A 25,936-nucleotide genomic window follows, 5' to 3' on the forward strand; every position below is an offset into this window, starting at 1 on the left:
CTGGTCAGTGTTCTGCCCGAATGGCGACCTGAGGCGACCCCGAACTCGGATGGGGGTGACCTCAGGCGACCCCGAACCGGGGCGGGGTGACCTTATGCGACCCCGAACCTGCGGCGCGCGACCCCGACCCCACCCCGACCACGGCCCCGAGCCACCCCGACCCCGAGCCACACCGACCCCGACCCCTGCCCGCGGCCCCGCGGTCACGCGCGCGTGAATCCGAGGCGCTCGGCGCCCCGGGCGATCCAGGGATGCCCGGCGAAGGCGTCCCAGACGAGCGTCGAGCCCAGCGCCGCCGCCCCGAGCAGGGCGGTCGCGCCCTTGTTGAGGCCGTAGCGCGGCGCCGCGTACCAGGGCGTCTCGCCTTCGAGGTTGATCCCGTCGGTCGCGCCCCACTCGTTCCAGGCATCCGGATGCTCGTCGCGCAGCACCCGGAGCGCGGGTGCCACGGCCTCGGGGGCGAGCGCCAGCGCCCCGAAGAGCGAGACGGGCGGCACTGTGCCGTCGCACCGGGGCTCCTCCGCCGACGGGCGGGCGCCGTTGACGACGTATCCGCTCGGTCCGAGCCCTGCGGCCGGACCCCAGAGGCCCGCTGCGAACGTACGGAAGCGCCCGGCCTCGTCGGCGCACCACGCCCGGGAGGCGAGCGACGCCTCGCGTGCGTTGCGCCACCAGTCGCGCCCGTCGAGGTCGCGCACGCGCTGGAAGGGGTAGAACGCGAGGGGGAAGTGATAGGTGAACAGCGTCCCGCCGGGCTCGTAGACGCATTCGTGGCCGCCGTACTCGCCGACGGGCTTGTCGAAGCCGCGCCACAGCGCCTGCGCGAGCTCGGCGGAGACGTCCGGATGCCCGGCGGCGAGCAGATACATCGGCAGCTGCTCCGCCGTCATCGACCAGGCGCTCACGAAACCGCCCTCGTCCGCGCCGTCGGCGTAGTCGTCGCCGCTGCTCTCGACCCACGCCATCCTCAGGACGGTCCGGCCGTCGCGCTCCGCACTGAGCCAGCGCCAGTCGATGCGCTCGAGAAGCCGGTCGGTGCGTGCGGACACCTCGGCGTCGTCGAGGATGGACGCCGCCGCGACGGCTCCGCACAGTGCCAGCGCCGTGTCGATCGTCGAGTACTCCGACCCCCCGCGGCGCGCGCCGGTGTCCGCGTCGACGAAGTGGGCGAGGAAGCCGTGGTGCTCGGGCACCGACTCCTCGAGGGTGCGCAGCGTGCCGCGGACGCGTTCCAGGACGGCCGTCCGGGTGAGGATGCCCCGTTCGATGCCGACGCACCATGCGGCGAGCGCGAACCCGGTGGCGGCGACGGTGGCGACCCCCGGCAGATCGTCGCGGTCGAGCACGAGGCCGCAGCCGGGGCTGCGGGGGTCGGCGGTGGCGTGCTCCCAGAGCCACCGGATGCTGGCATCCACCTCTGTCTCGGTCAGGGTGCGGATGTCGGCGGGCAGGTCGATCTCGACGGAGACGTCGGTCGTCATGCGGCGGTCCTCTTCTCGAAGGGGTTGGGGATGGCATCGCGCAGCTGCCGGGTGTACTCCGCGCGGGGGTTGTCGATCACCTCGTCGGCGGGCCCCGACTCGATGAGCTCGCCGTCGCGCAGCACGAGCGCGTGGTTGGCGAGCGTCTTCGCCGAGAGCAGGTCGTGGGTGATGTAGAGCATGCCGACGCCGTGGTCCTTCACGAGCGACTGCAGCACCTCGAGGATCTCGGCCCGGATCGAGACGTCGAGGCTCGCGATCGGTTCGTCGGCGATCACGAGGCGCGGCTCGGCGGCCAGAGCCCGCGCGATGACGACGCGCTGGCGCTGTCCGCCGGACAGTTCGTGCGGCAGCCGGCCGAGGAAGCGGCCGGCGGGAGTGAGGCCGACGTCCTCGAGGAGGCTCGCCGCGCGTTCGATCGCCTCGCGCGGGCGCACGTTCAGGAAGTTGACGAGCGGCCGGGACAGGGCGTAGCCGACGGTGAGGGTCGGGTTCAACGCGGCGTACGGATCCTGGAACACGTACTGCACGTTCCGCTGGTACTCCCGGGCGAGCCGGCCGTGCAGGCGGGTGATGTCGTGCACGCCCCCGCCGCGCTTCTCCCGGGCGTGATAGCGGACGGTGCCCGAGCTCGGGCTGTCGATCCGGGTGAGGATGCGGGCGATGGTGGACTTCCCGGATCCTGACTGGCCGACGAGGGCGGTCACCTCGCCTTCGGCGAGCGTGAACGACACGTCCTTCACGGCGTCGACGTACTCGGTTCGCAGGCCGTGCCGCTTCTCGAAGCGCCGGTTCAGTCCCTCCACCTCGAGCACGGGCGGGTGCGATGTCGGCGCCTCCGCGGTGACCTCGCGGGGCCGCTCCAGCTCGGCGCCGGCGTAGCCCGGCACGTCCTCGCCCAGGAGCTCCGCATACGAGCCCACGAGATGGATCGAGTACGGATGCCGGGGGCCGCCGCCGCCCTCGCCCGTGTCGACCGCCGCCGCCGCGCTCATGTCCTCGACGATCTCGCCCTCGTACATGACCGCGATGCGGTCGGAGAAGTCGAGGAGGGTGCCCATGTCGTGGGTGATGAGGATGGCTCCGAAGCGCTCGCGCTCCTGCAGCTCGCGGATCTTGTCCAGGATAGACTTCTGCACGACGACGTCGAGACCCGTGGTCGGCTCGTCGAACAGCACGAGCTGCGGGCGCAGCGCGAGGGCGAGCGCGAGGTTCACCCGCTGCCGCATCCCTCCGGACAGCTCGTGCGGGAACATGTCGAGGAATTTCGCGTCGACGCTCACGAGGTCGAACAGCTCCTCGGCGCGCTGTCGCGCGGCCTTCCCGTCGGCGCCGTCGTGCTCGTGCAGGACGTCTTCGAACATCCGCCGCACCCGGACGACGGGGTTCAGGGAGTTCATGCTCGACTGGAACACCGTCGAGACGTAGCTCCAGCGGAGGGGCCGCAGCGCGTCGTCGTCCATCTCCGTGACGTCGGTGTCGCCCCAGCGGACGCGGCCGCCGACGATGTGCCCCGGGCTGCGCAGGAGCTTCAGCACCGCCTGAGCGAACGTGGTCTTGCCCGACCCGGACTCGCCGGCGAGTCCGACGAACTCGCCGGGCGAGACCTGCAGAGAGGCCTTCTTCACGGCATCCACCGGCGCGCCGATCTTCGGCGTGTACCGGACGGACAGGTCCTCGACCGAGAGGACCGGCCCCGTGCTCGGGGTCTGGTTCCGGATGTCCATCACTTCTCGTCCTCTCGCAGGTGCGGGTTGCTGAGCATGTCGACGCCGAAGTTCACGAAGGTGAGGGACGTCATGAGGAGCGCCAGCATGATGCCCGGCGCCACGAGCCAGATCCACAGGCCCTGCACGAGCGCCCCGTTCGCATTGGCCTGGGCGAGCATCTGCCCCCAGCTGACCGTGTTCGGATCGCCGAAGCCCATGAACGACAGCCCGGCCTCGGCGGCGATGGCGCCGGTGGCGGCGCCGATGAACCCCGACACGATGAGCGAGGACATGTTGGGCATGATCTCGCGGAACACGATCCGGAGCATCCCGTCGCCGCCGAACCGCGCCGCGGTGACGTACTCGCGGTTGCGCATCGAGATGATGAGCGAGCGCATCTCCCGCGACGCTCCCGCCCAGCTGGTGATCGCGACGACGAAGACGAGCAGGAGCAGCCCGCGGGTCTCGCTGTACGCGACGATCACCATCATGAGGGGCAGGACGGGCACGACGAGGGCCAGGTTCGTGAGGAACGACAGCCCGTCGTCGAGGGGCGACCCCTCCGTGTACCCGGCGATGAGGCCGATGACCAGGGCGATGAGGATCGTCGCCAGGCCGCCGAGCACGCCGATGGCCAGGGAGAGCCGGGTGCCGTGGACGAGCTGGGCCCAGATGTCGTAGCCGAGCGAGTTGGTGCCCATCCAGTGCTCCGGGCTGGGGTCCTGCACGGGCGCGAAGCTCGCATCGGTCGGGCTGTGCATGCCGATCACGTCGGCCAGCAGCGCGATCAGCAGGAAGGCCGCGAGCATGAAGATGCCGATCCGGGCCTTCCGGCTCGACCAGATCACCGCGTACCAGCGCGGAGGCCGGACGATCGCGACGACCTCGCTCGTGGAGGCATCCTCGCCGGTGACGCGCCGACGATACGTGCGCGTCGGACGGGTCATCGGGTTCTCGTCGTCGGGAGCGCGGTCGAGCCCGACCTGGGCGACGACTTCGGGCGGCAGCTCGGACTGACGCGGCATGGAGTTGTTGTCGGACATCCCTGTCACCTGCCTTTCAGGCCTTGGCCTTGCGTGCGCGCGGATCGATGAGCGGATAGAGGAGGTCGACGACGAAGTTGGCCGTCAGGACGATGACGATCGTGGCGAAGAGGATCGCCTGCATCAGCGGGAAGTCGCGGTTCGAGGTCGCCTCGCCCATGAGCCTGCCCATGCCGGGGTAGTCGAACACCGTCTCGATGAGGATCGATCCGCCCATCAGCACCCCGAGCGACAGCGCGAAGCCCGTGATGACGGGCAGCAGCGCGTTGCGGGCCGCGTAGCCGATGGCGAGGGTGCGCTCCTTGAGGCCGGCCGCCATGCCCAGGCGGATGTAGTCCTCGCCGAGGACCTGCACCATCGTGTTCCGCATCGAGAGGATGAACCCGATCGGCGCGGTCACCATGAGGGTGAGGGCGGGGAGGAAGCCGTGCGAGATGACGTCGGCGATGTGGAGCGGCGTGAAGCCCTGCTCGGTGTAGCCGTAGCCGCCGGACGCGGGGAACCAGCCGAGTGTGTAGGCGAAGACGAACAGCACCATGAGTCCGATCCAGACCGACTGCAGGTTGCCGATGAACGTCGAGCCGATCGAGATCGAGGTGTCGAAGCGACTGTTGCGCTTCCAGGCCGCGACGGCGCCGAGGAGGGTCCCGAGCAGGAACGACAGCACCTGGGTGAGCCCGACGAGCACCAGGGTCCAGGGCAGCGCCTGCCCGATCACGTCGACGACCGGGTACGGGAAGTAGGTGAACGAGATCCCGAAGTCGCCGCGCACCAGCTGCCCCAGATACTTGCCGTAGGCGACGAAGATGTTGTCGTCTCCGTAGCCGAGCATGGTGCGGATCGCGGCGACCTGAGCCGGGTCGACCTCCCCCTTGCCGCTGATCTGGCGCACCATGATCTCCGCGGGGTCGCCGGGCTGCAGGCGCGGGATGATGAAGTTGAGGGTGGCTGCCGCCCACAGGGTCAGCAGGAAGTAGCCGGTCTTGCGCACGTAGTACTTCACGGCTCAGTCCTCTCCCGACGTCGATCCGCCGTCGCCCGCGCTGTCCGCGGTGCCAGGAGGCCGAAGCGTCGTCGCGAGGCGCAGCAGCTGGTCGACCGGGTAGGGGTTGTCCTCGCTCGGCCAGCCCACCGCGTTGTCGGTGCGATAGATGAGGCGGCTGGGGGCGTACTGGAGCGCGATGTAGGGGAACTGCGTCATGAAGACGTCGATCACCTGGTCCTGGATCTCCTTCGCGCGCGCGGGGTCGGTCGTGTTGGCCCATTCGGCGACGAGCTCGTCGACGGCGGGGTCCGCGAAGCGCGACCGGTTGAGCAGCAGCTCTTTGTCGTGCGAGATCTGTGCCGAGTTCAGCCGCGATCCGAGGTCCTTCGCGCGCTGGCATCCGCCGCCGACGAAGTCGAGCAGCATGTCGAAGTCGCCCGACCGCTGCATCCCGTCGACCGCGTTCGGATCGGTCGCGACCATCTTGGCCTGCACGCCGACCGCGCGGAGGTTCCGCACGATCACGTCGGCCATCGCGATGAAGTCCATCCAGCCCGCCTGGACGCTGAAGACGAACGAGAGCGGCTGGCCGTTCTCATCCACCCGCCAGCCGTCGGCGTTCTTGGCATAGCCCGCCTCGTCGAGGAGGCGGTCGGCCTCCGCCGGGTCGTAGGGGATGAACTCCCGGCCCTTCCACTTCTCCGGCACCTCCGCCTCCTGGAAGGGGAGGAGCAGCATCGTCTGGCTGGCGGGGCTCATGATGCCGAAGCTCGCCCGCTCGGCGATGGCCTCTCGATCGATGGCATACGCGATCCCCTGACGGAAGGCCGGGTCGCTCAGCACCGGGCGCTCCGTGTTGATCGCGATCACCGTCGAGGCGTCCGGCGGGAAGAAGAAGTGCGCGTTCTCGGGGTCGGCGGCCACGATCGAGCGAGGCGGGTTCGGGATGTCGCCGCGATAGAGGTCCAGCGCGCCCGAGCGGATCTTCAGCGCGCCCGAGTTCGCGTCGTACTGCCCTTCGAGGGAGATCTGCTGGATCTTCACCTCGTCGGCGTTCCAGTAGGTCGCGTTGCGCTCCAGCACGAGGCGGCGTCCGTTGTAGGCGGCCGGGACGAACGGCCCCGTGCCGATCCCCTCGGTGTCGATGAACTGCGTGGGATCGCCCTGGTCCGCGTAGATGTGCGCGGGGAGGATCTTCGTCGTCTGCAGGATCTCGTCGGTCTTGGGCACGGCGGGCCCCGCGAAGCGGAACTCGACCGTGTGGTCGTCGAGGGCGGTCACCGCTTCGGCCGGTGCGCCGAAGTAGTCGCCCCACAGGCCGGCCTTGTCCGCGGCCGGGAACTCCTTGCCCGCGGTGAACGTGTAGACGACGTCGTCGGCGGTGAACGGCTCGCCGTCGCTCCATGTCACGCCGTCACGCAGGTGCACGACCATGCGGTCGGTGCCGTCCCACTCGTACGAGGTCGCGAGGTAGGGCACGGCGTCGCACGTGAACCGGTCGCGGATCATCAGCGGCTCGTACACCCAGGTCTGCACCGTCGCGTTCGGGGACAGGTAGTTGTAGTTCTTGAGGCCCTGCACCGACCCGCCGGCCTCGGAGGGCATCCGCAGCTCGGGGATGAATCCCTCGGGGGCGTCGGGCGGGGCGCCCAGCCCGACGTTCGCGCAGGCGGAGGATGCCAGGACGGCGGCAACCGTCAGGGCGCCCACGACGACTCTCGTGCGCTTTCTCATCGGAACCTCCTCGTTCCTTCGGGGCCGGTCGGCGTCGACCGGCGGGTTCTCAGCGGTCCGCCTCCTGCGGTGGGGCGGATGCGTCGGTCTCCGTGCATCCGCACGATTCGCGGATGACCAGGCGTGTGGGCAGCACCGTGCGCTGCGGGAGACCGCCGTCGTCGGCGAGGGCGTAGGCGGCGGCGCGCGCCCCCAGGTCCTCGATGGGCTGGTGGACGGTGGTCAGGCGGGGAGAGGCGATCTCGGCGAGGGCGTGGTCGTCGAAGCCCGTGATCGCCACGTCCCGGGGGATCCGGTGGCCGAGCCCGGGGAGCGTCGCCAGCAGGCCGATCGCGAGCTCGTCGTTCGCGCAGACGAGCGCATCCGGGAGCACGCCCGCGTCGTGGAGCTCGCGCGCGGCCAGCCCCCCGGAGCGGACGTCGAGGCCGAGGCGCAGCGGCTCGCCCGCCTCGACGAGGTCGTGGGCGGCGAGCGCGTCGGTGAAGCCCTCGTATCGCGCCGCGGTGTCGGGCGAGCCAGCGGGCTCGCCGACGAAGCGCAGGCGTCGATGCCCGTGGATCTCGATCAGGTGGGCGGTGAGCTCGGCGGCGGCGGTACGCCCGTCGACGGCGACGGTGGGGATGCTCTCGTGGTCTCCGGCGACCAGGACGACCCGCCCCGCGGAGGCGAGCGCGGCCAGCTCTGTCGCCGGCAGCGTGCCGCCCGCGATGATGAGACCGTCGGTGCGTTCGGCGAGCTGACGGACGGAGGCCGCCGCATCCGGGCGCAGGTGGGTGCCGAGGACGTTGATCGCGACACCGCGCTCGACGGCGACCGACTCGGCTCCCTCGATCAGGGCGGCGAAGTACGGGCCGCCGAGACCCGGCAGCACGATGCCGAGAGTGTTGGTGCGCCGGTAGGAGAGGGCCCGGCCGAGCGCCGACGGGCGGTAGCCGAGGCGATCGATCGCTTCCTGTACGCGCTCCTTCGTGGCGCGGGTCACGCGGGGGTCGTCGTGCGTCACGCGGGAGACGGTGGCGACGGAGACGCCCGACGCGCGGGCGATGTCGCGGATCGTCGGCTTGGTGCCGGGCGCGGAGGGGGAGCCGGGGGTGGGGGTCGGGTCGTCCATGTCGCCTCCTCGCGTGGGGTCATCGTGGCCGTCGGGGGGAATCCTCCGCCAGGGGTTGACGGGGCTCTGCCGAGCGGGTTCCGGGGTCGTTCCGGATGGCTTCCGGAATCGTTCCGATCGGATGTAACCGGATACATTGGCCACGATAGCTCAATGTAACCGGTTACATCAAGTAGTCTTCTCGGACGGCGCCGCAGGACGGCGATGGCGAGGAGGCGACGATGCACCCGGAGAAGACCGCGACGAGACTCGATGAGCTGGTGCTGTACCAGGTGTACCCGCAGAGTTTCGCGGACGCCGACGGCGACGACATGGGCGATCTCGACGGCGTCGCGGCGCGGCTCGACTACCTCGCATGGCTCGGCGTGGACGCGGTGTGGATCTCGCCGTGCTTCGTCTCGCCGATGCGCGACGCCGGCTACGACGTCGCGGACTTCTCGCGCATCGACCCGCGCTACGGCGGCGATGCCGCGCTGGACCGGCTCGTCGCCGAGGCCGATCGCCGCGGCATCGCGATCCTCCTCGATCTGGTCGCGGGGCACACCTCCGACACGCATCCGTGGTTCCGATCCGCGTGCGACGATCCGACCGATGACCGCTACGTCTTCAGTCCGGACCCGCACGCGGGATTCGTTCCGGTCGACGGCGCACGCGGAGGCTTCTACCGGCCGAACTTCTTCGCGTTCCAGCCCGCGCTGAACTTCGGCTACGCCCGACCCGATGCGACGGAGCCCTGGCGTCAGGGCGTCGACGCCGACGGCCCGCGACGCAACCGCGATGCCCTCGTGGACATCGTCACCGGCTGGTACGACCGCGGCATCAGCGGGTTCCGCGTCGACATGGCCGCATCCCTGGTGAAGGACGACCCCGGGCACGTCGAGACGGCGAAGCTGTGGCGAGACGTGCGCGGCAGGATCGAGCGGACCCACCCCGGCCGGCTCCTCGTGTCGGAGTGGGGCGACCCGGCCCGCGCCGTGCCCGCGGGCTTCGACGTCGACTTCTTCCTGCAGTTCGGGGGCGACGACGACGGTCTGCCGCTCAAGTCGCTGTGGAACGACGGCGCCGGCACCGTCCACGACGCGTGGGAGCCGCGCGTGCCGTGGGCGGATGCCTCGGGGGCGGGCGACGCCGGCGACTTCGTCGCGGCCTGGCGCCGCGCGCACGATGCGATCGAGGCATCCGGCCGCAGCGGCGTGGTCGGCCTGCCGACCGCGAACCACGACTTCACCCGACTGGTGAGCGGGCCGCGCAGCGCGGACCAGGTGCGTCCGGCGCTGCTGCTCGCCCTCACCTGGCCCGCGCTGCCGTGCATCTACTACGGGGACGAGATCGGCATGCGCTACGTGCCCGATCTCCCCTCGCTCGAGGGCTCGTCCCTCGGCCCGCGCTACGAGCGCGCGGGGTCCCGCACGCCCATGCAGTGGGGCGCGGTGCCGGATGCCTGGCCGCCGGCATCCGCCTCGCACTACCTCCCCGAGGACCCCGACCCCGCCCGCCCCACGGTCGCCGCCCAGCTGGCCGATCCCGATTCCCTCCTGTACTTCGTGCGCGAGGCGATCGCGCTCCGCCGTCGCGATCCCCGCCTCGGCGCCCGCGGGGTCGTCGACGTCGTCTCGACGGGCGCGCCCTTCGTGTTCCGTCGGGAGGGGCTGCTCGTGGCTCTGAACCCGGCGGGCGCCGCGCGTGAGGTCGCCCTGCCCGCGGGGGCGCCCGCCGAGATCCTGCTGTCGTCGTCGGCTGTGCTCGACGGCGGCACCCTGCGCCTGGCCCCCTTCGGCTGCGCCGTCGTGGACCTGGGTTAGGGGGTCTCGCCCCCGCGGGGGGCCTCGCTCTCGCTCTCTCTCGCCCGCTCTCGCCCTCGCTCTCTCTCGCCCGCTCTCGCCCGCAGGTTCGGGGTCGCATCTGGTCGGTGTTGCGCCCGGGTGGCGACCACACGCGACTCCGAACCCGTGGGGAGGCGACCTCACGCGACCCCGAACTCGCGGGGTGGCGACCACAGGCGACCCCGAACCTGGGGGAGAGGCGGGCCGAGGGCCGAGGGCCACGGGCCACGGGCCAAGGGCCAAGGCCCAAGGGGCAAGGGCCAAGGGGGAAAGGTAGCCCGCACGCCGCGCCTCATGCAGACCCGCGCATGCACGCGGGTCTAGCGTGGAGGGATGACCACGCCCGACGACCCGGCACTCGTGCGCGTTCTGGCCTCCGACGGGACGTTCGCCCCCACGGCCGAGGCCGAGCGCTACCTGCCGCTCATCGATTCCCTCACGGATGCGGACCTCGAGACGTTCTACCGCGACATGGTGGTCGTCCGGGCGTTCGATCGCCAGGCCACGAACCTCCAGCGCCAGGGCCAGCTCGCCCTCTGGCCCCCGTCCTTCGGTCAGGAGGCGGCCCAGGTCGGATCCGTGCGCGCCGCCCGCCCGCAGGACCACCTGTTCCCCTCGTACCGCGAGCACGTCGTGGCCACCACCCGCGGCGTCGACCCGATCGACATCATCCGGGTCATGCGCGGGCTCACCCACGGCGGATGGGACCCGACCGACCCGAAGAACGGCAACACCCACATCTACACCCTCGTCCTGGGGTCGCAGACGCTGCACGCGACGGGGTTCGGGATGGGCCTCGTCTTCGACGGGAAGTGCGGCACCGGCGATCCGGAACGCGACACCGCCGTGATCGTCTACTACGGCGACGGAGCCTCGAGCCAGGGCGACGTGCACGAGGCCATGGTCTTCGCCAACACCTACCGCACCCCGCAGGTGTTCTTCCTGCAGAACAATCATTGGGCCATCTCGGTGCCCGTCGCGACCCAGTCGCGGGTCCCGCTGCACCGTCGGGCGGCGGGGTACGGGATGCCCTCGGTGCTCGTCGACGGCAACGATGTGCTCGCCAGCTACGCGGTCTCCAAGCTCGCCCTCGACGAGGCGCGCGCGGGAGAGGGACCGCGCGCCATCGAGGCGCTCACCTATCGGATGGGCGCCCACACGACCAGCGACGACCCCACGAAGTACCGCACCTCGGGCGAGGAGGAGTCGTGGGCGCGTCGCGATCCGATCGCCCGCATGCGCACCTATCTCGAAGGGCGGGGAGCGTCGGCGGCGTTCTTCGACGAGACGGATGCCGAGGCCGCAGCCTTCGCCGACGACGTGCGCGTGCGCACGAACGAGCTCGGCGGCCTCGAGGCATCCGCGATGTTCGCGCACGTCTACTCCGAGCCCCATCCCCTCGTCGCCGAGCAGGAGCGCTGGCTCGCCGACTACGAGGCGTCGTTCGAAGGGGGTGCCGCATGAGCACCGCATCCAACGCAACCGGCACGGTCGCGATGCCGTTCGCCAAGGCGCTCAACGCGGGACTGCGCGCGGCGATGGCGGCCGATGACCACGTGCTGCTCATGGGAGAGGACATCGGCAAGCTCGGCGGCGTCTTCCGCGTCACCGAGGGGCTGCAGGCCGAGTTCGGCGACCGACGGGTCCTCGACACCCCGCTCGCCGAGTCGGGCATCGTCGGCACGGCGATCGGACTCGCCATGGCCGGGTTCCGTCCCGTGATCGAGATCCAGTTCGACGGCTTCGTCTTCCCCGCGTTCGACCAGATCACGACGCAGCTCGCGAAGCTCACCAACAGGCTCGAGGGCGCGGTGTCCTTCCCCGTCGTCATCCGCATCCCGTACGGCGGCCACATCGGGGCCGTCGAGCACCACCAGGAGAGCCCGGAGGCGTACTTCGCGCACACCCCGGGTCTGCGCGTCGTCTCGCCGTCGACGCCGAACGACGCCTACTGGATGATCCAGGATGCGATCGCGTCGGCGGATCCGGTGATCTTCCTCGAGCCGAAGGCCAAGTACTGGCTCAAGGGCGACGTCGACACGGCGCAGCGCGCACTGCCGCTGCACGCGTCCCGCGTGGTCCGTCGCGGAACCGACGTGACCCTCGTCGGCCACGGCGCGATGGTGACGACGCTGCTGCAGGCGGCCGCGCTCGCCGAATCCGAGGGCACCAGCTGCGAGGTCGTCGACCTGCGCTCCCTCTCGCCCATCGACTACGGTCCGATCCTCGACTCCGTGCGCAGGACCGGGCGCATGGTCTACGCGCAGGAGGCGCCCGGCAACGTGTCGGTCGGATCCGAGGTCGCGGCCACCGTCATGGAGCGCGCGTTCTTCGCCCTCGAGTCGCCGGTGCTGCGCGTGTCGGGGTTCGACGTGCCGTTCCCGGCCGCCAAGCTCGAGGGCACGTACCTGCCCGATGCCGACCGCATCCTCGAGGCCGTCGACCGCGCCCTCGCCTACTGACCGGAGAACCGCATGAGCACGCAGACCTTCCACCTGCCGGATGTCGGCGAAGGGCTCACCGAGGCCGAGATCGTCCAGTGGCACGTGGCGCCCGGCGACACGGTGGCGGTCAACGACGTCCTCGTCGAGATCGAGACCGCCAAGTCCCTCGTCGAGCTGCCGTCGCCCTTCGCCGGGACGGTGGGCGAGCTGCTCGCGCCCGAGGGCGAGACGGTCACGGTCGGAGCCGCGATCATCACGATCGCGGGGGCCGCGGCGCAGCCGGATGCCGCGTCGGGCCTCTCCGCGCACGGCGAGCCGGCCGCCCCCGCCGAGGACGATGCCGCCGGCGCCGTCCTCGTCGGCTACGGCACGGGCGGTGCCGTCTCGTCGCGGCGCAAGCGTCCCGCCGAGCGCGGCGCGGCCGTCCGGGCATCCGTCGGCGTCGTCGCGAAGCCCCCGGTCCGCAAGCTCGCCCGCGACCTCGGCGTCGATCTCGCACAGGTGACGCCCAGCGGTCCGGCCGGTGAGGTCACGCGCGACGACGTCGTGGCCCACGCCACCCAGGCGAGCGTGTTCCGCAACATCGCGACCCCCGCCGCCCCCGCCGTGCGTGAGCACACCATCCCCGTGACCGCGGCTGCCGGGGCGGAGGTCCGGTCGACGCCCGCGCCGGCGACGACCGCCGCCCGTCCGCACGGCGCCGACGACCGCGAGGAGATGATCCCGGTCAAGGGCGTGCGCAAGGCGACGGCGTCCGGCATGGTGCGCTCGGCCTACACGGCTCCGCACGTGTCGGTGTGGACCGACGTGGACGCGACCCGCACGATGGAGCTCGTCAAGCGCCTCAAGGCGTCGCCGGACTTCGCCGACATCAAGGTCTCGCCGCTGCTGATCATGGCGCGTGCCGTCATCTGGGCGTGCCGTCGGACGCCCCTCGTCGGCGCCGCGTGGGTCGAGGGCGAGAACGGATCGGCCGAGATCCGCGTCCGCAACTACGTCAACCTGGGCATCGCCGCCGCGACGCCGCGGGGTCTGCTCGTCCCGAACATCAAGGACGCGCAGGATCTCAGCATGCGGGGCCTCGCCCAGGCTCTCGAGAAGCTGACGCTGACCGCCCGCGAGGGCCGGACGTCGCCCGCGGATCAGCAGGGCGGCACGATCACGATCACGAACATCGGCGTGTTCGGGATGGATGCCGGGACGCCGATCATCAACCCCGGCGAGTCGGGCATCGTCGCGATGGGCACGATCCGCCAGAAGCCGTGGGTCGTCGACGGCGAGGTGCGCCCGCGGTTCGTCACGACCGTGTCGGGATCGTTCGACCACCGCGTCATCGACGGCGACGGCATGAGCCGGTTCATCGCCGATGTGGCGTCGATCCTCGAGGAACCCGCACTCCTGCTGGACTGAGACGGGGCGTCCCTGAAGATCTGCGCTCCCTCCTGACGCCGCGTCGGCCGCCTGAGGTCGGTCGAGACCCGCGGAGATGATCCGGCGGCCGACTGCAGATCCGGGTCGGTGCTGCGTCGGATCGATCGCCTGCGCGCGACGCGAGACTCAACGGAACGACGGCGTCGTCCTGACCGTCGCGTCGACCCGCCTTTGCTCGTCCGTCGGCGAAGCGACCCCGTTCTTAACGGACCGTGTGTAAAGAGAGCCGGACCATCGGTCGATGTCGCCCCCCGCCTCGCTCACACGCAGACCCCGGATGCGCGCCTGGGGTCATTGAGGCTATCCAGGCCGGCGAATCATCGATCGCGAAGTGAACGCCTTGCGGGCAACTGTACGCTTAGTGTACATTTCGATGGTCGGCACATAGTGTCGGCTGACGCGGCTTCGGTCGCGAGACCCCTATTCAAGGAGGAATAGAGAGTGAAGCACCCGAATCGCAGACTCCTGGCCGGCGCAGCGCTCATGGCCGCGGCGTCCCTCATGCTCGCCGGATGCGCCGGTACCTCGTCGAACGGACCGGCATCCGGTGATCCGCTCGAGAAGGTCACGATCGAAGTGGGCGTCGTTCCCGTCGTCGATGTCGCAGCGATCTACCTCGGCGTTCAGGAGGGCCTCTTCGAGGAGCAGGGCCTCGACGTCAACATCAATGTCGGGGCGTCCGGCGCCGCAGTGATCCCGTCCGTGGTCTCCGGCCAATACACCTTCGGCTTCAGCAACATGGTGTCCCTGCTCCAGGCGAACGACCAGGGTCTGCCCATCAAGATCATCGCTCCGGGTTCGGCGTCGACCGCCAAGGAAGGCGCCGACGTCACAATGATCGAGGTCGCTCCCGACAGCGGAATCGAGCGTGCCCGCGATCTGGAAGGCAAGAAGGTCACGGTCAACGCCCTCAACGGCCTCGCCCAGATGCTCGCGTCCATCGCGATCACCGAAGACGGCGGCGACCCTGCCAAGGTCACATGGGTCGAACTGCCGTTCCCGGACGAGCTGCCCGCCCTCCGTTCCGGACAGGTCGATGCGATGGTCGGCTCCGAGCCCTTCGGAAGCGCGGCTATCGCGGAGGGGTTCAGAGCCATCTCGACTCCGTACCTCGCCATGTCGGACGAGTCGATCGTGACGAGCGCCTACTACACCTCGGATGCCCAGCTCGCGGCCAACCCCGAGCTGTTCACGCGCATCGGCGCCGCTATCTCCGCGTCGCTCGAGTTCGCGAGTGACAACCCCGATGCCGTGCGGAAGATCGTGCCCGAGTTCAGCGGACTGTCTCCCGAGCAGGCGGAGGGCATCACGCTGTGCACGTTCCGCCCGGACCTTCCGGAGGAGTCGATCGACCTCTTCGCGAAGTACACGCGCGAGTACGGAATCGTCAAGAGCGAGGTCACGTACGACGACCTCGTCTGGAGCGAGGTCCCGCGCTAGACAGTGCTCCGTCCGTCGGACAGTTCAGCGGTACGTGCCGCTCCTCGAAAGCTCGGAGAGCGGCACGTACCGCAAGAGAAGGAACCCACATGACAGCAACGATGCAGTCGACGGCGACGAGTGCGACACCCGACGCCCGCTCCCGCTCTCCGCGTCGCGCGGACCGCGGCCTCCTGAGCCGACTCAATGCGCTCACCGGCTTCGTGCTCCTGATCGTCGCCTGGGAGCTCGTCGCCCGCGTGGGCCTCATCGACCCCCACGTCTTCGCTCCGCTGAGCGAAATCGTGCTGCGCCTCGGGCAACTCGCCACCACGCTCGAGTTCTGGGGCATGATGATGAGCACTGTCCGCACCTGGGCCCTCGGCCTCGCGATCGCGGTGGTCGGCGGCTTCGTGCTCGGACTGCTCATCGGGCTCATCCCGGGTGCTCGCGCGTTCACGCACTCGACCATCGAATTCCTTCGGCCCATCCCGTCGGTCGCGCTCGTTCCCGCCGTCATCCTGCTGGTCGGCGGCGGATTCCAGTCCGGCCTCATCCTCATCACCTACGCGGCTCTCTGGCCGATGCTGCTGCAGACGCTGGCCGGACTCGATGACGTGGACCCTGTTGCACGCGAGACTGCCCGCAGCTTCCGCTTCGGCCGGTGGATGACGGTCACGGACCTCGTGTTGCCCTCGGTGCTGCCCCACCTCTTCACCGGGTTCCGCATCTCCGCCTCGATCGCGCTCGTGCTCGCGGTCACGAGCGAGATGGTCATCGGCACATTCGGTCTGGGGCAGGGCATCGCCCTCGCCCAGAGCGCCGCTGACACCACCAAGATGTACGGCCTGGTCATCGTCGCCGGCCTCCTCGGCGTCGCAGTGAATCTCGGCACACGCACCCTCGAGAAGCGTGCTCTCCGCTGGCACGCCACCGTCCGGAATGCAGAGGCCGCCTGATGACGACAGCCCTGAAACGCGCCACCCTCGTCGTCGCGCTGCCCGCACTGCTCTTCGCGCTGTGGTGGTTCACGAGCGCCGGATCCACGAACTTCTTCCTTCCGCCGCTCAGCAAGATCGTCGAGAGCTTCGGCACCCTCTGGCTGGGGCCGCGTTTCTTCACCGACATCGTGCCGAGCGTCGGAAGGCTCCTGCTCGGCTACGCCATCGCCGTCGTCGTGGGCGTCTCGCTCGGGACCGTCCTCGGGCTCAACGCGCGGGTGAGGCAGGCGGCCGAGCCGGTGCTCGAGTTCTTCCGCGCGATCCCGCCGCCGGCGCTCGTCCCGATCTTCCTGCTCGTCATCGGCATCGGCGACGAGACGAAGCTCGTCGTGATCGCGACCGGCGCCGTGTGGCCGATCCTGCTGAACACCGTCGAGGGCGTGCGCGGCTATGACAGGGTGCTGAGCGACACCAGCGCGACGTTCGGCATCCGCGGATGGCGCCGCCTCAGCGAGTTCATCCTCCCGGGAGCGCTTCCCAACATCGTCGCGGGGATGCGCACGGGTCTGTCGATCGCCATCATCCTCATGGTCATCAGTGAGATGTTCGCGCCGACGACGGGCCTCGGCGCGTCGATCATCCTCGCGCAGCGCAGCTTCGCGATTCCCGACATGTGGAGCGGCGTTCTCGTGCTCGGTCTCATCGGATTCGCGCTCGCGATGCTCTTCCGACTCTTCGAACGCCGGGTGCTCGGTTGGTATGAGGGCCTCAAAGGCCTGGAAAGAGGGTAGTCACAATGCAGACGAACACTCGGATGGCGCAAGCGGTCGTGGAAGTCGACCATCTCAGGAAGGTCTACGAGTCCCAGGGCCGCCGCGTCGAGGCGATCGGCGACCTGGACTTCACGGTGCAGCGCGGCGAGTTCACGTGCATCGTCGGGCCGTCGGGCGCGGGCAAGACCACACTCCTGAAGTGCCTCGCGGGTCTCCTCGCGCCGACATCGGGCTCCGTGACCGTGGCGGGGACGAGAGTCGACGGGCCGCCTGAGGCGATGGCCGTCGTGTTCCAGGAGTACGGTCGCAGCCTGTTCCCCTGGAAGACCGTGCGCGGAAACGTCGACCTCCCACTGAAGACGAAGAAGCTGCCGAATGCAGAGAGACGGGCCCGCGTTGCCGACGCTCTCGAAGCCGTAGGACTGACGGATGCAGCCGACGCCTATCCGTGGCAGCTCTCCGGTGGGATGCAGCAGCGTGTCGCGATCGCCCGCGCCGTGGCGTACCAGCCCGAGGTCCTGCTCATGGATGAGCCGTTCGCGGCCGTCGATGCGCAGACCCGCGCCGATCTCGAGGATCTGTTGCGCCGGCTGTGGGCCGACCGCGACCTCACGGTGATCTTCGTCACCCATGACATCGAAGAGGCCGTGTACCTCGGGCAGCGCGTGCTCGTGCTCTCCTCGTCGCCGACGTTCGTCCTCGACGACGTGCCGGTGCCGATTCCCGAGCCGCGCGATCAGGCGACGACGCGTGTGACGCCCGAGTTCGGAGACCTCCGCACCCGCGTCTACGACGGCATCCAGCGAGCGAAGACGAACGCGAAAAAGGTGTCGGTATGACCCCACTGCCGCGCACGTGGCACGGCTCTGCCGAGGGCCCCGCGCTCGTGTTCGTCAACTCCCTCGGCACGACGCAGTCGATGTGGGACGGGGTCCTCGAGCAACTCGGCTCCGGGATGCGCGCGCTGACCTACGACCTGCCGGGTCACACGGGCGGTGCGATCGAGCCGTTCACTTTCGACGATCTCGTGGCGGAGTCGATCGCAGTGATGGACTCCGAGGGCGTACGCGCGGCGACTCTGGCAGGTGTCTCCCTCGGGGGCGCCATCGGCATCGAGATCGCGGCGCGTCGCCCGGATCTCGTCGAAGGACTCGTCGTGGTGAACGCTCCGATCCGTCAGGCGTCGTCGTCGTTCTGGACAGAGCGCGCCGACACCGTCGAGCGCGAAGGTCTCGCTGCTCTTTCTTCGGGTCTCCGGGAACGGTGGTTCCCGGAGGGGGGAGCGGGGACTGAAGCCGTGGTCGCCGAGTTCGCCGCGCTCGACCCCGCAGGATACGCCGCAGCGTGCCGCGCACTCGCTGATCTCGACGTCACCGCAGCGGCGCAGGCCGTGACCCTACCCACCCTCGTCGTATCCGCCCGTGACGATGCGTCGGTGGCTCCGACGAACTCCGACGAGCTCGCGGCCTCGATTCCCGGTGCCGTGCTCGAAGTTGTCGATGAGGGCGGCCACCTGCTGCCGGTGACCCGGCCCGGACTGCTCGCGGAGTGGCTGATCTCCGCACTGCACGACCGCTGACGCGGCAACCTCATCACCCCTACTTGGACAGCACGTGCTGACGCACGGCGGGCAATCGCACGGAAGGCATACGAAATGCACATCCCCACCTCGGAACTGCGCAGCAACTTTCCGGTCGATTCGATGCGCGCGCTCACTCGCCGAGCCGAGTGGAGCGCCCTCGGAATCCCCGCGGAGCACCTCGACCGCCCCAAGGTCGCGATCGTCAACTCCTCCAACGATCTGGCCGCGTGCTACGCCCATCTCGATGACATCGTGCCCGTGCTGAAGGAGGAACTGCGGGCGCTCGGCGCGCTGCCGTTCGAGATCCGCACGACGGTCCCCTCGGACTTCATCACGAGTGTCGGCAAGGCCGGGCGCTACATCCTGCCGACCCGCGATCTCGTGGTGAACGACATCGAGGTGGTGGTGGAAGGCGCCCAACTGGACGCGATCGTCGCGCTGAGCTCGTGCGACAAGACCACGCCCGCGCACCTCATGGCTGCCGGCAGGCTCAACGTGCCGACGATCATCATCCCGTGCGGCTATCAGCACAGCGGCCTCGCCGATCACGGCGGGGCCGACATCGAGGACGTCTTCCTCACCACCTCGTTCCCTTCCGCCACCGGCGGCGACCAGGCCGCTATGGAGGCGCTGGCGGATGATGCCATCCTCGGCCCCGGAGTCTGCGCGGGACTGGCCACCGCCAACTCGATGCACGTCGCCGCCGAGGCACTCGGCATGACGGTCCCGGGAGCGGCTCCCGTCCGTGCCAACAGCGAGCGGATGTGGGACACCGTCCGCCGGTCGGCCCGCGCCATCGTCGAGGCGATTGATCGCGATATCCGCCCGCGCGATGTGATCACAGCATCTTCGGTGCGAAACGCCGTTGTGGTGATGCTGTCCGTCGGCGCATCGATCAACTCGATCAAGCACCTCCAGGCTGTGGCGGTCGAGGCCGGCGTCGACATCGACGTGTGGGAGGCGTACCGCGAACTGGGGCGGAAGGTGCCGCTCGTCGCGTCGGTGCGACCCAACGGCCCCCATCTCATCGAGCAGTACGAGGACGCGGGCGGCGCCGCCACGACGCTGCGGGAGCTGCTGCCGTTCCTCGACGGCGAGCACCAGACGATAACGGGTCAGACCGTCGCCGAGCGCGCCGTCGGCGCCGCCCCGGCGGACGGCATCGTCATCCGCCCGACCAGCGATCCGTTCTCGACCCGCCCGTCGATCGTCGTCGTGCGGGGCACGCTCGCCGAGGAGGGTGCGGTTCTCAAGCGGCCCATTCCCGACCTGGGACCGTACACGTTCACCGGGCCCGCTCGGATCTTCCACTCGCGTGAAGAGGGGATCGCGGCGATCTCGAACCACGGTATTCAGCCCGGCGACGTCGTCGTGCTCCGAGGGCTCGGCCTCGTCGGCGGGCCGGGGATGGGCTTCGTGTCGGCGTTCATCTTCGCGCTCGCCCGGTCGGGGCTCGGCGACAGCGTCGCGTTCATCACGGACGGGCAGTTCAGCGGTCTCGCCAACACCGGCATCATGGTCGGCGAGGTATCCCCCGAGGCCGCGACGGGCGGCGCGATCGGCCTGATCCGCGACGGCGACCCGATCGCGATCGACCTCGATGCGGGCACCATCGATGTGCTCGTCGATGCTGCCGAACTCGCCGCGCGACCGGCTTTCGTCCCTGTGCGCGAGGCGCAGGTGGACACGACGGGATGGCTCGACGTCTACCGCGAGACCGCGCAGTCGCTCCGCTGCGGGGCCGTGCTGTGCGCTCGACCCGGGAACACCGGTGCGTGTGCCGCTCAGGATCTGAAGAACACGAAGGAAGGAGCGGCCTCATGACCGCCCACAACAACACCATCGACCTCCCGGCATCTCGCGTCCCCGTCATCGGGGAGTACGACGTCGTCGTGATCGGCGGTGGGCCCGCCGGCCTGATGGCCGCCGTCGCCGCCTCGCGAGCCGGACGCTCGACGCTGCTCGTCGAGCGCTATGGCTTCCTCGGCGGCGCCAGCACGATGGGTGGTCTCTCGACCTACTGCGGGATGCACGCGCGCGTGCACGGCGAGGACCGTCAGGTCATTCACGGCTACGCCGACGAGCTCCTCGATCGCATCGACTCCATGGGCGGCTTGAACGCTCCGCACCTCACGATCGAGGACAAGATCCAGGCGATCGCCTTCGACATATCCGTCGCGAAGAAGGCCGCCGATGATCTCGTGATGAGCGGGGGCGGCGAACTGCTGTTCCACGCCATGGCGACGGGTCTCGTGATGAAGTCCGAGACCGAGATCGAGGCCGTGATCCTCGAGTCGAAGTCGGGGCGCCAGGCGGTGCGCGGCCGAATCTTCATCGACGGCTCCGGCGACGCGGACCTCGCGGCCTGGGCCGGCGTGCCCTACGAGGTGTCGGAGAAGCTGCTCTACCCGTCACTCATGTTCCGGATCAACGGCGTCGACCCGGTGGCGGCGGGCGCAGCATGGCGCACGGTCGGCCGGCTCATGGTCGAGGCGGAGACGGCGGGTACCCACACGTTCCCCCGCAAGAAGCCGATCGTGCGTCCGCAACGCAACCCCATCGAGTGGCGGTCGAACCTCACCCAATTGAGCAACTCGGACGGCTCGCCGATCGACGGCACGGACGTGCGCCAACTCACCTACGGCGAGGTGCAGGGGCGCCGGCAGTCGTTCGACACCTTCCAGTTCATCAAGCAGGTGACGCCGGGGTTCGAAGACTCCTACATCGTCGACCTCGCCCCGCAGATCGGTATCCGGGAGACCCGCCGCATCATCGGGACGTACCAGCTCGATGAATCCGACATCCTCGACTGCGTCGACTTCGACGACACGATCGGCGTCAACGGATGGCCGGTCGAAGCCCACGTCGAGGGCGACGTGACCTTCCGATTCCCGAACGCCGAGGACACCCGCGGCTTCAACCAGTTGCCGTTTCGGATGATCGTGCCTCAAGGCGTCGAGAACCTCTCCGTCGTCGGTCGTTGTGCGTCCATGACGCAGTGGGGTCAGTCCTCTGCCCGTGTCTCCGGACCCTGTTTCGCGATGGGTCAAGCAGCCGGGACGGCGGCAGACATCGCTCTCGCCGCGGGCGTCGCATTCGGCGACGTCGACGTGCCCGAGCTCCAGCGTCGGCTTGTCGCCGACGGGGCGTACCTGGGTACCGACCTCGCTCCCGACCGCATCCGCGCCTCTGCGGGCCTCTGATCCTCCACGACGAAGAAGGAAAGACATGCCGACCCAGCTCGACGCCCCGGCCTTCGAGGCGTTCGCCCCCCATCGCCCTCCGTCCAGTCCTCACGGCAGCATCCGGCTGACCGACGCTGAGCTCGCCATGGCCGACGGCAGCAAAGGCGAGACCGTCGCCGCGGCCATGGACCTGCTCGTGCGCTACGCCGATATCCTCGGCGCCGAGCGGTTCGTAGAGACCGACAACGTGTGCGGCGCGAACATCTACGGACCTCGGCACAGCACAGTGCTCGGGTCGGGAGATCCGGCGTCCCTTTTCTCCGAGTTCTCCCTGGACTCCAGGAAGGTGCTCGACGTCACGCCTGTCGTGACCCATGCGTGTCAGCTCATCGGCCCGCGCGATCATCTCGAGTGGGAGTTGCAGGGGCTCGACGCGGCGACGAACGAAGAGATCGTGCGCAGCGAGGAGTACCTCGCATCTCTCGGCGTCAGCATCCTCAACACCTGCACGCCGTATCAGGTCGGAAACGTGCCGACCCGCGGGGAGCACTGCGCGTGGATGGAGTCGTCGGCGGTGCCGTACATCAACTCCGTGCTCGGCGCGCGTACGAACACCGAGGGCCGGGAGTCGACCGCGGCCGCGATGCTCACCGGCCGTATCCCCTACGTGGGTCTGCACGTGCCGGAGAACCGATTCGCGACCCACCTCGTGACGAGTGACATCCCCGTCGACTCCATGTTCGACTGGAGCGTCTTCGGCTATCACCTCGGCACGCTCATGCGCGATGACATTCCCGTCATCTCCGGGATCCGCGGGCCCGTGGACCCCGTCAAGCTCAAGCAGTTCGGCGCCGCGGTCAACTCGTCGGGCGACGTCGAGCTGTACCACATTCCCGGGGTGACGGCCGAGGCTGTGAGCGTCGAGCACGCCCTCGACGGCAAGGCGCCGATCGAGGAGATCCGCTTCACGCAGAAGGACTACGATCGCGTCGTCGAGCACCTCAACTCGACCGCGACAGGGGACGACATACAGTTCGTGATGATCGGCTGTCCGCACGCCTCGATGGACCAGATCCGTGAGGTCGCCCGGATGCTCGAGGGCCGCAGGGTCCACTCGACGGTGCGCCTCTGGATCTACACGCCGTCGGCGACGCGGGAGATCGCCCGACGCAGCGGCTGGGTCGAGACGATCGAACGCGCCGGCGGGAAGGTCATGGCCGACACGTGCCCCGCGATCGGGCAGTTCGTTCCGCCGGGGACTACGCGTTTCGCGACGGACTCCGCGAAGCAGGGTCACTACCTTCCGGCGATCATGAAGGTGGAGGGCCGCTTCGGCACGACGGCCCAGTGCATCGACGCGGCTATCACGGGGCGGTGGGCTGCGTGAGCATCCACATGGCTCGCATGCTCATCGGGGGAACCGCCTCGGGCGAAATGCTCGTCTGCACGAGTCACATCCCCGGCTGGGGAGGAATCGACTACCGCTCCGGCGCGATCGTCGAAATCGGCCACCCGCAGTTCGGTGAGAGCATCGCCGGGCGCATCCTCGTGATGCCCGGGGCCAAGGGGGCCTCGGGCTGGTCGGGCAACTTCCATCTCGCGCGGGTCAACGGCGTCGGACCCCTTGCCGTCGTCACGCGCGACCTCAACACGAAGCTCGCCGGCGGTCTCGCGATCCTGGGCGTCCCCGCGCTGATCGACGTGCCGGACGACGCGTATCGTGAGATGGAAACGGGACGGTGGGCGACGGTGAGCGACGGAGTACTCCTCCTCGGAGAAGATGCTCGGGTGGACGCATGAGCGGCGAGCTCGAGGGACGCACGATCCTCATCACCGGAGCCGCGAGCGGCATCGGTGCCGCGTACACCGACGTGAGTGCACGCAACGGCGCCAGGCTCGTCCTCATCGACCGCGATGGGGAGGGGGTCGAGGCGAAGGCCGCCGCCCTCCGCGCAGGAGGCAGCGAGGTCGCGACGTTCTCCGCCGACATCAGCGATCCCGCACAGGTCGACTCTGTGTTCGACGAGATCCAGGCCCGATTCGAGGTCGACGGTGCGTTCCTGAACGCCGGTGTCAACGGCACCGTCTCGCCGCGTCTTCCGGACGGCGAGATCGATGTCGCGTCGCGTGAGATCTGGAATCGCGTGATCGGCATCAACCTCGACGGCTTCTTCTACACGCTGCAGCGCACCGCCGGAATGATGAAACCTCGTCGTCGCGGGACGATCGTCGTCACCGGGTCCACCTCGGGTGTGCGAGCGGAGCCTCTCATCGGATACGCCTACATCGCGTCCAAATCGGCCGTGCACGCCGTCTCACGTCAGGCGGCGCTCGAACTTTCGAAGTACGGCATCCGGCTCAACGTGATCGCCCCGGGGTCCTTCCGCACCAACATCGCGGGACCGGGCACCCCCGACCCGGCGAAGGTCGAGATCTGGAACAGGGGAATCCCGCTCGGACGCCACGGCGAAACCCCGGAACTCGAGGAGCTGGCGTTGCTGCTGATCTCCGAAGCGCGTTCGTCGTTCATGACGGGAGGCGTCTATGTCGTCGATGGCGGTGCATCGGTGCTGACGCAGATCACCACCGATCTCCTCTGATCGGTCACGGCCCAAGAGCTGCGTTCACCGATGTGAGAGGTTCTTCGGGGGATGCGGGTTGCCCAGCTGGAAGATGCGCGAGATCTCATCGGCCGTCGTCGTCAGAAGCGGAACCCCCCGCTCGATGAGTTCCGCAATGCTCATCCGGGCGGTCGTCGAGGTCGTGCCGAGCGCGGCGATCGGGACGCGGTCGAGCAGGATGGGCACGGCGATAGCGATCATGCCCGCATCGAGTTCCTGCGCACTCGCTGCGAAGCCGTTGACTCGGGCGGCCGCGGCCCGGGCACGGATCGCGGAGGGCTCGACGACGGTCTGCCCCGTGTAGGAATCGAGACGGGCGGCGGCGAAGAACGAGGCGAGCTCAGCCTCGTCCAGGCCGCCGAGCAGCACGGAGCCGAGCGCCGTCGCGTGTGCGGGTAACCGGGTCCCGATCTTGATGCCGTCGGGAACGATGCGCTCCACTTCGGCCCGCGCGAGCTGCACCACGTCACCGCGGTCGTAGATCGCGATGTTGCACGTCTCGCCGAGTTCATCCGACAGGTCTCGCAACAGGGGCTGGGCGACCTCCGCGAGGGAGGTGTCGACGAAGTACCCCGAACCGATCTCGAGCACGCGGGGCGTCAGCACCCAAGTCGAGCCGTGCTGCTCCGTGTAGCCCAGCGACTCCAGTGTCAGCAGCATCCGGCGAACGGTCGGACGCGACAGCTGTACGGCTTCGGCGATCTCGGCGATCGACAGCTCACGTCGCTTTCTGGAGAAGGTGCGAAGCACGAGGAGACCGCGCTCCAGGCTCCGCACAACATCTCTCTCGGAGTGCTCGGTGGACGCCACTACCCGACAATATCGAACAATGGCCACTGAGCGTACAACGATGGCGACGACGATCGTGGCCCGCGCCAGGGCGGCGTCCAGTTCGTCAGACAGTGGGCAGTGATCGACTAGTCTCACCACGTATCCGCACCGTCTATCCGCGCCGACGTCGTCGACAACGCGAGCGGCGCGTGGTCGCGAAAGCTCGCCGCACGCAGGTAGCGGGAGCGTGTGAAGGAGGACCATGAGTCTGCGATACGCCCTGTTGGCGGTTATCCGGATCGGACCGCTGTCGGGTTATGACCTCCAGAAGCACTTCAGCCAGTCGGTCGGGCATGTGTGGCACGCCCCCGACTCCCAGATCTACCCGGAACTGCGCAAGATGGAGGCGGAGCGCCTCATCGAGGGGGAGAATCAGGCTCGTGGTCAGCGCGGGACGCGACGTCTCTATCACGTGACCGACGTCGGGGAACAGGCGTATCAGGAATGGATGACATCTCCTCTGGAGTACCAGCGGGTTCGCGATCCGGCCCATCTCCGCGCCGCCTATCTCGAGACGACCACTCCGGACGCCGCGCGGGCCTTCCTGTTGCGCCATATCGAGCAGTGGCGGGGCGAGCTGGCCCAGTGGGAGGGCGAACTCGTCCAGATCGCAGCGGTATCGAACCCCATGCTGGTGCGTCGGATTGCGACCATCGATTCCGAGGTGGAGCGGGAGCGGGCCATCGCTTTCAAGCGATTCACGTATGAAGGCCTGGTCGAGCGCGCTCGGGGTGAGATCGCGTGGGCGCAGCGCGGACTCGAGCTCGTCGACGACCTGTACGGCCGAGTTCCATAGATCGCTCAGGTATTTACCTATTGCCGT

22 protein-coding genes are annotated in these 25,936 nt (G+C 69.2%); 15 read left to right on the forward strand and 7 right to left on the reverse strand.

The window, feature by feature from the left end; translation table 11 throughout:
* Positions 1-203: 203 nt before the first annotated feature.
* Genes WFI00_RS04925 through WFI00_RS04950 form a run of 6 tightly spaced genes read right to left on the reverse strand, consistent with a single transcriptional unit; the run spans position 204 to position 8,063 of the window.
* Positions 204-1,481 (reverse strand): glucoamylase family protein, encoded by a 1,278-nt coding sequence (locus WFI00_RS04925; RefSeq protein ID WP_336630364.1) that lies wholly within the window; start codon positions 1,479-1,481, stop codon positions 204-206.
* Positions 1,478-3,208, reverse strand: a complete 1,731-nt coding sequence (locus WFI00_RS04930; RefSeq protein ID WP_336630365.1) for an ABC transporter ATP-binding protein — start codon at positions 3,206-3,208, stop codon at positions 1,478-1,480. The genes WFI00_RS04925 and WFI00_RS04930 overlap by 4 nt, the downstream gene beginning before the upstream one ends.
* Entirely contained in the window at positions 3,208-4,233 is a 1,026-nt protein-coding gene (locus WFI00_RS04935; protein ID WP_336630366.1) for an ABC transporter permease, read from the reverse strand. Before WFI00_RS04935 ends, WFI00_RS04930 begins: the two co-directional genes overlap by 1 nt.
* A gap of 16 nt (positions 4,234-4,249) precedes the next feature.
* On the reverse strand, positions 4,250-5,236 hold the full coding sequence (locus WFI00_RS04940; protein ID WP_336630367.1) for an ABC transporter permease: 987 nt from the start codon (positions 5,234-5,236) through the stop codon (positions 4,250-4,252).
* Between the two features lie 3 nt (positions 5,237-5,239).
* A complete protein-coding gene (locus tag WFI00_RS04945; RefSeq protein ID WP_336630368.1) occupies positions 5,240-6,952 on the reverse strand; it encodes an ABC transporter substrate-binding protein in 1,713 nt (570 codons plus the stop codon).
* A gap of 49 nt (positions 6,953-7,001) precedes the next feature.
* Positions 7,002-8,063, reverse strand: a complete 1,062-nt coding sequence (locus WFI00_RS04950) for a LacI family DNA-binding transcriptional regulator (protein ID WP_336630369.1) — start codon at positions 8,061-8,063, stop codon at positions 7,002-7,004.
* Between the two features lie 221 nt (positions 8,064-8,284).
* On the opposite strand from WFI00_RS04950, the gene WFI00_RS04955 reads away from it, so the two are divergent.
* From WFI00_RS04955 to WFI00_RS05020, 14 genes are all read left to right on the forward strand, one after another.
* Entirely contained in the window at positions 8,285-9,865 is a 1,581-nt protein-coding gene (locus tag WFI00_RS04955; protein WP_336630370.1) for an alpha-amylase family glycosyl hydrolase, read from the forward strand.
* Positions 9,866-10,219: 354 nt separating this feature from the next.
* Positions 10,220-11,350 carry a thiamine pyrophosphate-dependent enzyme gene (locus WFI00_RS04960; protein ID WP_336630371.1) on the forward strand — a complete coding sequence of 377 codons (1,131 nt, stop codon included), beginning with the start codon at positions 10,220-10,222 and terminating at the stop codon, positions 11,348-11,350.
* Complete coding sequence (locus WFI00_RS04965; protein ID WP_336630372.1) at positions 11,347-12,348, forward strand: alpha-ketoacid dehydrogenase subunit beta; 1,002 nt, start codon at positions 11,347-11,349, stop codon at positions 12,346-12,348. The genes WFI00_RS04960 and WFI00_RS04965 overlap by 4 nt, the downstream gene beginning before the upstream one ends.
* Positions 12,349-12,360: 12 nt before the next feature.
* The gene (locus WFI00_RS04970; protein ID WP_336630373.1) at positions 12,361-13,740 is read left to right on the forward strand and encodes a dihydrolipoamide acetyltransferase family protein; all 1,380 of its coding nucleotides are present in this window, start codon (positions 12,361-12,363) and stop codon (positions 13,738-13,740) included.
* 462 nt (positions 13,741-14,202) lie between these two features.
* Positions 14,203-15,201, forward strand: coding sequence for an ABC transporter substrate-binding protein (locus WFI00_RS04975; RefSeq protein WP_336630374.1), 999 nt, complete (start codon positions 14,203-14,205; stop codon positions 15,199-15,201).
* Positions 15,202-15,290: 89 nt separating this feature from the next.
* Entirely contained in the window at positions 15,291-16,139 is an 849-nt protein-coding gene (locus tag WFI00_RS04980) for an ABC transporter permease (RefSeq protein ID WP_336630375.1), read from the forward strand.
* Positions 16,139-16,912 carry an ABC transporter permease gene (locus tag WFI00_RS04985; RefSeq protein ID WP_336630376.1) on the forward strand — a complete coding sequence of 258 codons (774 nt, stop codon included), beginning with the start codon at positions 16,139-16,141 and terminating at the stop codon, positions 16,910-16,912. Before WFI00_RS04980 ends, WFI00_RS04985 begins: the two co-directional genes overlap by 1 nt.
* 5 nt (positions 16,913-16,917) lie before the next feature.
* Positions 16,918-17,733: an ABC transporter ATP-binding protein gene (locus tag WFI00_RS04990; protein WP_336630377.1), complete on the forward strand. Its 816-nt coding sequence runs from the start codon at positions 16,918-16,920 to the stop codon at positions 17,731-17,733.
* Positions 17,730-18,473: an alpha/beta fold hydrolase gene (locus WFI00_RS04995; protein ID WP_336630378.1), complete on the forward strand. Its 744-nt coding sequence runs from the start codon at positions 17,730-17,732 to the stop codon at positions 18,471-18,473. Before WFI00_RS04990 ends, WFI00_RS04995 begins: the two co-directional genes overlap by 4 nt.
* 75 nt (positions 18,474-18,548) lie before the next feature.
* Positions 18,549-20,300, forward strand: a complete 1,752-nt coding sequence (locus WFI00_RS05000; protein WP_336630379.1) for a dihydroxy-acid dehydratase domain-containing protein — start codon at positions 18,549-18,551, stop codon at positions 20,298-20,300.
* Positions 20,297-21,679, forward strand: coding sequence for an FAD-dependent oxidoreductase (locus WFI00_RS05005; RefSeq protein WP_336630380.1), 1,383 nt, complete (start codon positions 20,297-20,299; stop codon positions 21,677-21,679). The genes WFI00_RS05000 and WFI00_RS05005 overlap by 4 nt, the downstream gene beginning before the upstream one ends.
* Before the next feature lie 25 nt (positions 21,680-21,704).
* Positions 21,705-23,048, forward strand: coding sequence for an aconitase X catalytic domain-containing protein (locus tag WFI00_RS05010; protein ID WP_336630381.1), 1,344 nt, complete (start codon positions 21,705-21,707; stop codon positions 23,046-23,048).
* 8 nt (positions 23,049-23,056) lie between these two features.
* Positions 23,057-23,461: an aconitase X swivel domain-containing protein gene (locus tag WFI00_RS05015; RefSeq protein WP_336630382.1), complete on the forward strand. Its 405-nt coding sequence runs from the start codon at positions 23,057-23,059 to the stop codon at positions 23,459-23,461.
* Positions 23,458-24,261 carry an SDR family NAD(P)-dependent oxidoreductase gene (locus WFI00_RS05020; protein ID WP_336630383.1) on the forward strand — a complete coding sequence of 268 codons (804 nt, stop codon included), beginning with the start codon at positions 23,458-23,460 and terminating at the stop codon, positions 24,259-24,261. The genes WFI00_RS05015 and WFI00_RS05020 overlap by 4 nt, the downstream gene beginning before the upstream one ends.
* Before the next feature lie 24 nt (positions 24,262-24,285).
* On the opposite strand, the gene WFI00_RS05025 is transcribed toward WFI00_RS05020, so the two are convergent.
* Entirely contained in the window at positions 24,286-25,317 is a 1,032-nt protein-coding gene (locus tag WFI00_RS05025; protein ID WP_336642276.1) for an IclR family transcriptional regulator domain-containing protein, read from the reverse strand.
* On the opposite strand from WFI00_RS05025, the gene WFI00_RS05030 reads away from it, so the two are divergent.
* The gene (locus tag WFI00_RS05030) at positions 25,316-25,909 is read left to right on the forward strand and encodes a PadR family transcriptional regulator (protein ID WP_336630385.1); all 594 of its coding nucleotides are present in this window, start codon (positions 25,316-25,318) and stop codon (positions 25,907-25,909) included. The genes WFI00_RS05025 and WFI00_RS05030 overlap by 2 nt on opposite strands.
* The last annotated feature ends 27 nt before the right edge of the window (positions 25,910-25,936 follow it).

Origin of the sequence: Microbacterium sp. MMO-56, from assembly GCF_037146215.1 — a bacterium.
Taxonomy (GTDB): Bacteria; Actinomycetota; Actinomycetes; order Actinomycetales; family Microbacteriaceae; genus Microbacterium.

What these genes read in the sequence shown, in the direction of transcription:
- WFI00_RS04925 (WP_336630364.1), bottom strand. Translation starts at nt 1,481, where the DNA reads ATGACGACCGACGTCTCCGTCGAGATCGACCTGCCCGCCGACATCCGC.
- WFI00_RS04930 (WP_336630365.1), bottom strand. Translation starts at nt 3,208, where the DNA reads ATGGACATCCGGAACCAGACCCCGAGCACGGGGCCGGTCCTCTCGGTC.
- WFI00_RS04935 (WP_336630366.1), bottom strand. Translation starts at nt 4,233, where the DNA reads ATGTCCGACAACAACTCCATGCCGCGTCAGTCCGAGCTGCCGCCCGAA.
- WFI00_RS04945 (WP_336630368.1), bottom strand. Translation starts at nt 6,952, where the DNA reads ATGAGAAAGCGCACGAGAGTCGTCGTGGGCGCCCTGACGGTTGCCGCC.
- WFI00_RS04950 (WP_336630369.1), bottom strand. Translation starts at nt 8,063, where the DNA reads ATGGACGACCCGACCCCCACCCCCGGCTCCCCCTCCGCGCCCGGCACC.
- WFI00_RS04955 (WP_336630370.1), top strand. Translation starts at nt 8,285, where the DNA reads ATGCACCCGGAGAAGACCGCGACGAGACTCGATGAGCTGGTGCTGTAC.
- WFI00_RS04960 (WP_336630371.1), top strand. Translation starts at nt 10,220, where the DNA reads ATGACCACGCCCGACGACCCGGCACTCGTGCGCGTTCTGGCCTCCGAC.
- WFI00_RS04965 (WP_336630372.1), top strand. Translation starts at nt 11,347, where the DNA reads ATGAGCACCGCATCCAACGCAACCGGCACGGTCGCGATGCCGTTCGCC.
- WFI00_RS04970 (WP_336630373.1), top strand. Translation starts at nt 12,361, where the DNA reads ATGAGCACGCAGACCTTCCACCTGCCGGATGTCGGCGAAGGGCTCACC.
- WFI00_RS04980 (WP_336630375.1), top strand. Translation starts at nt 15,291, where the DNA reads ATGACAGCAACGATGCAGTCGACGGCGACGAGTGCGACACCCGACGCC.
- WFI00_RS04985 (WP_336630376.1), top strand. Translation starts at nt 16,139, where the DNA reads ATGACGACAGCCCTGAAACGCGCCACCCTCGTCGTCGCGCTGCCCGCA.
- WFI00_RS04990 (WP_336630377.1), top strand. Translation starts at nt 16,918, where the DNA reads ATGCAGACGAACACTCGGATGGCGCAAGCGGTCGTGGAAGTCGACCAT.
- WFI00_RS04995 (WP_336630378.1), top strand. Translation starts at nt 17,730, where the DNA reads ATGACCCCACTGCCGCGCACGTGGCACGGCTCTGCCGAGGGCCCCGCG.
- WFI00_RS05000 (WP_336630379.1), top strand. Translation starts at nt 18,549, where the DNA reads ATGCACATCCCCACCTCGGAACTGCGCAGCAACTTTCCGGTCGATTCG.
- WFI00_RS05005 (WP_336630380.1), top strand. Translation starts at nt 20,297, where the DNA reads ATGACCGCCCACAACAACACCATCGACCTCCCGGCATCTCGCGTCCCC.
- WFI00_RS05010 (WP_336630381.1), top strand. Translation starts at nt 21,705, where the DNA reads ATGCCGACCCAGCTCGACGCCCCGGCCTTCGAGGCGTTCGCCCCCCAT.
- WFI00_RS05015 (WP_336630382.1), top strand. Translation starts at nt 23,057, where the DNA reads ATGGCTCGCATGCTCATCGGGGGAACCGCCTCGGGCGAAATGCTCGTC.
- WFI00_RS05020 (WP_336630383.1), top strand. Translation starts at nt 23,458, where the DNA reads ATGAGCGGCGAGCTCGAGGGACGCACGATCCTCATCACCGGAGCCGCG.
- WFI00_RS05030 (WP_336630385.1), top strand. Translation starts at nt 25,316, where the DNA reads ATGAGTCTGCGATACGCCCTGTTGGCGGTTATCCGGATCGGACCGCTG.
- WFI00_RS05025 (WP_336642276.1), bottom strand. Translation starts at nt 25,317, where the DNA reads ATGGTCCTCCTTCACACGCTCCCGCTACCTGCGTGCGGCGAGCTTTCG.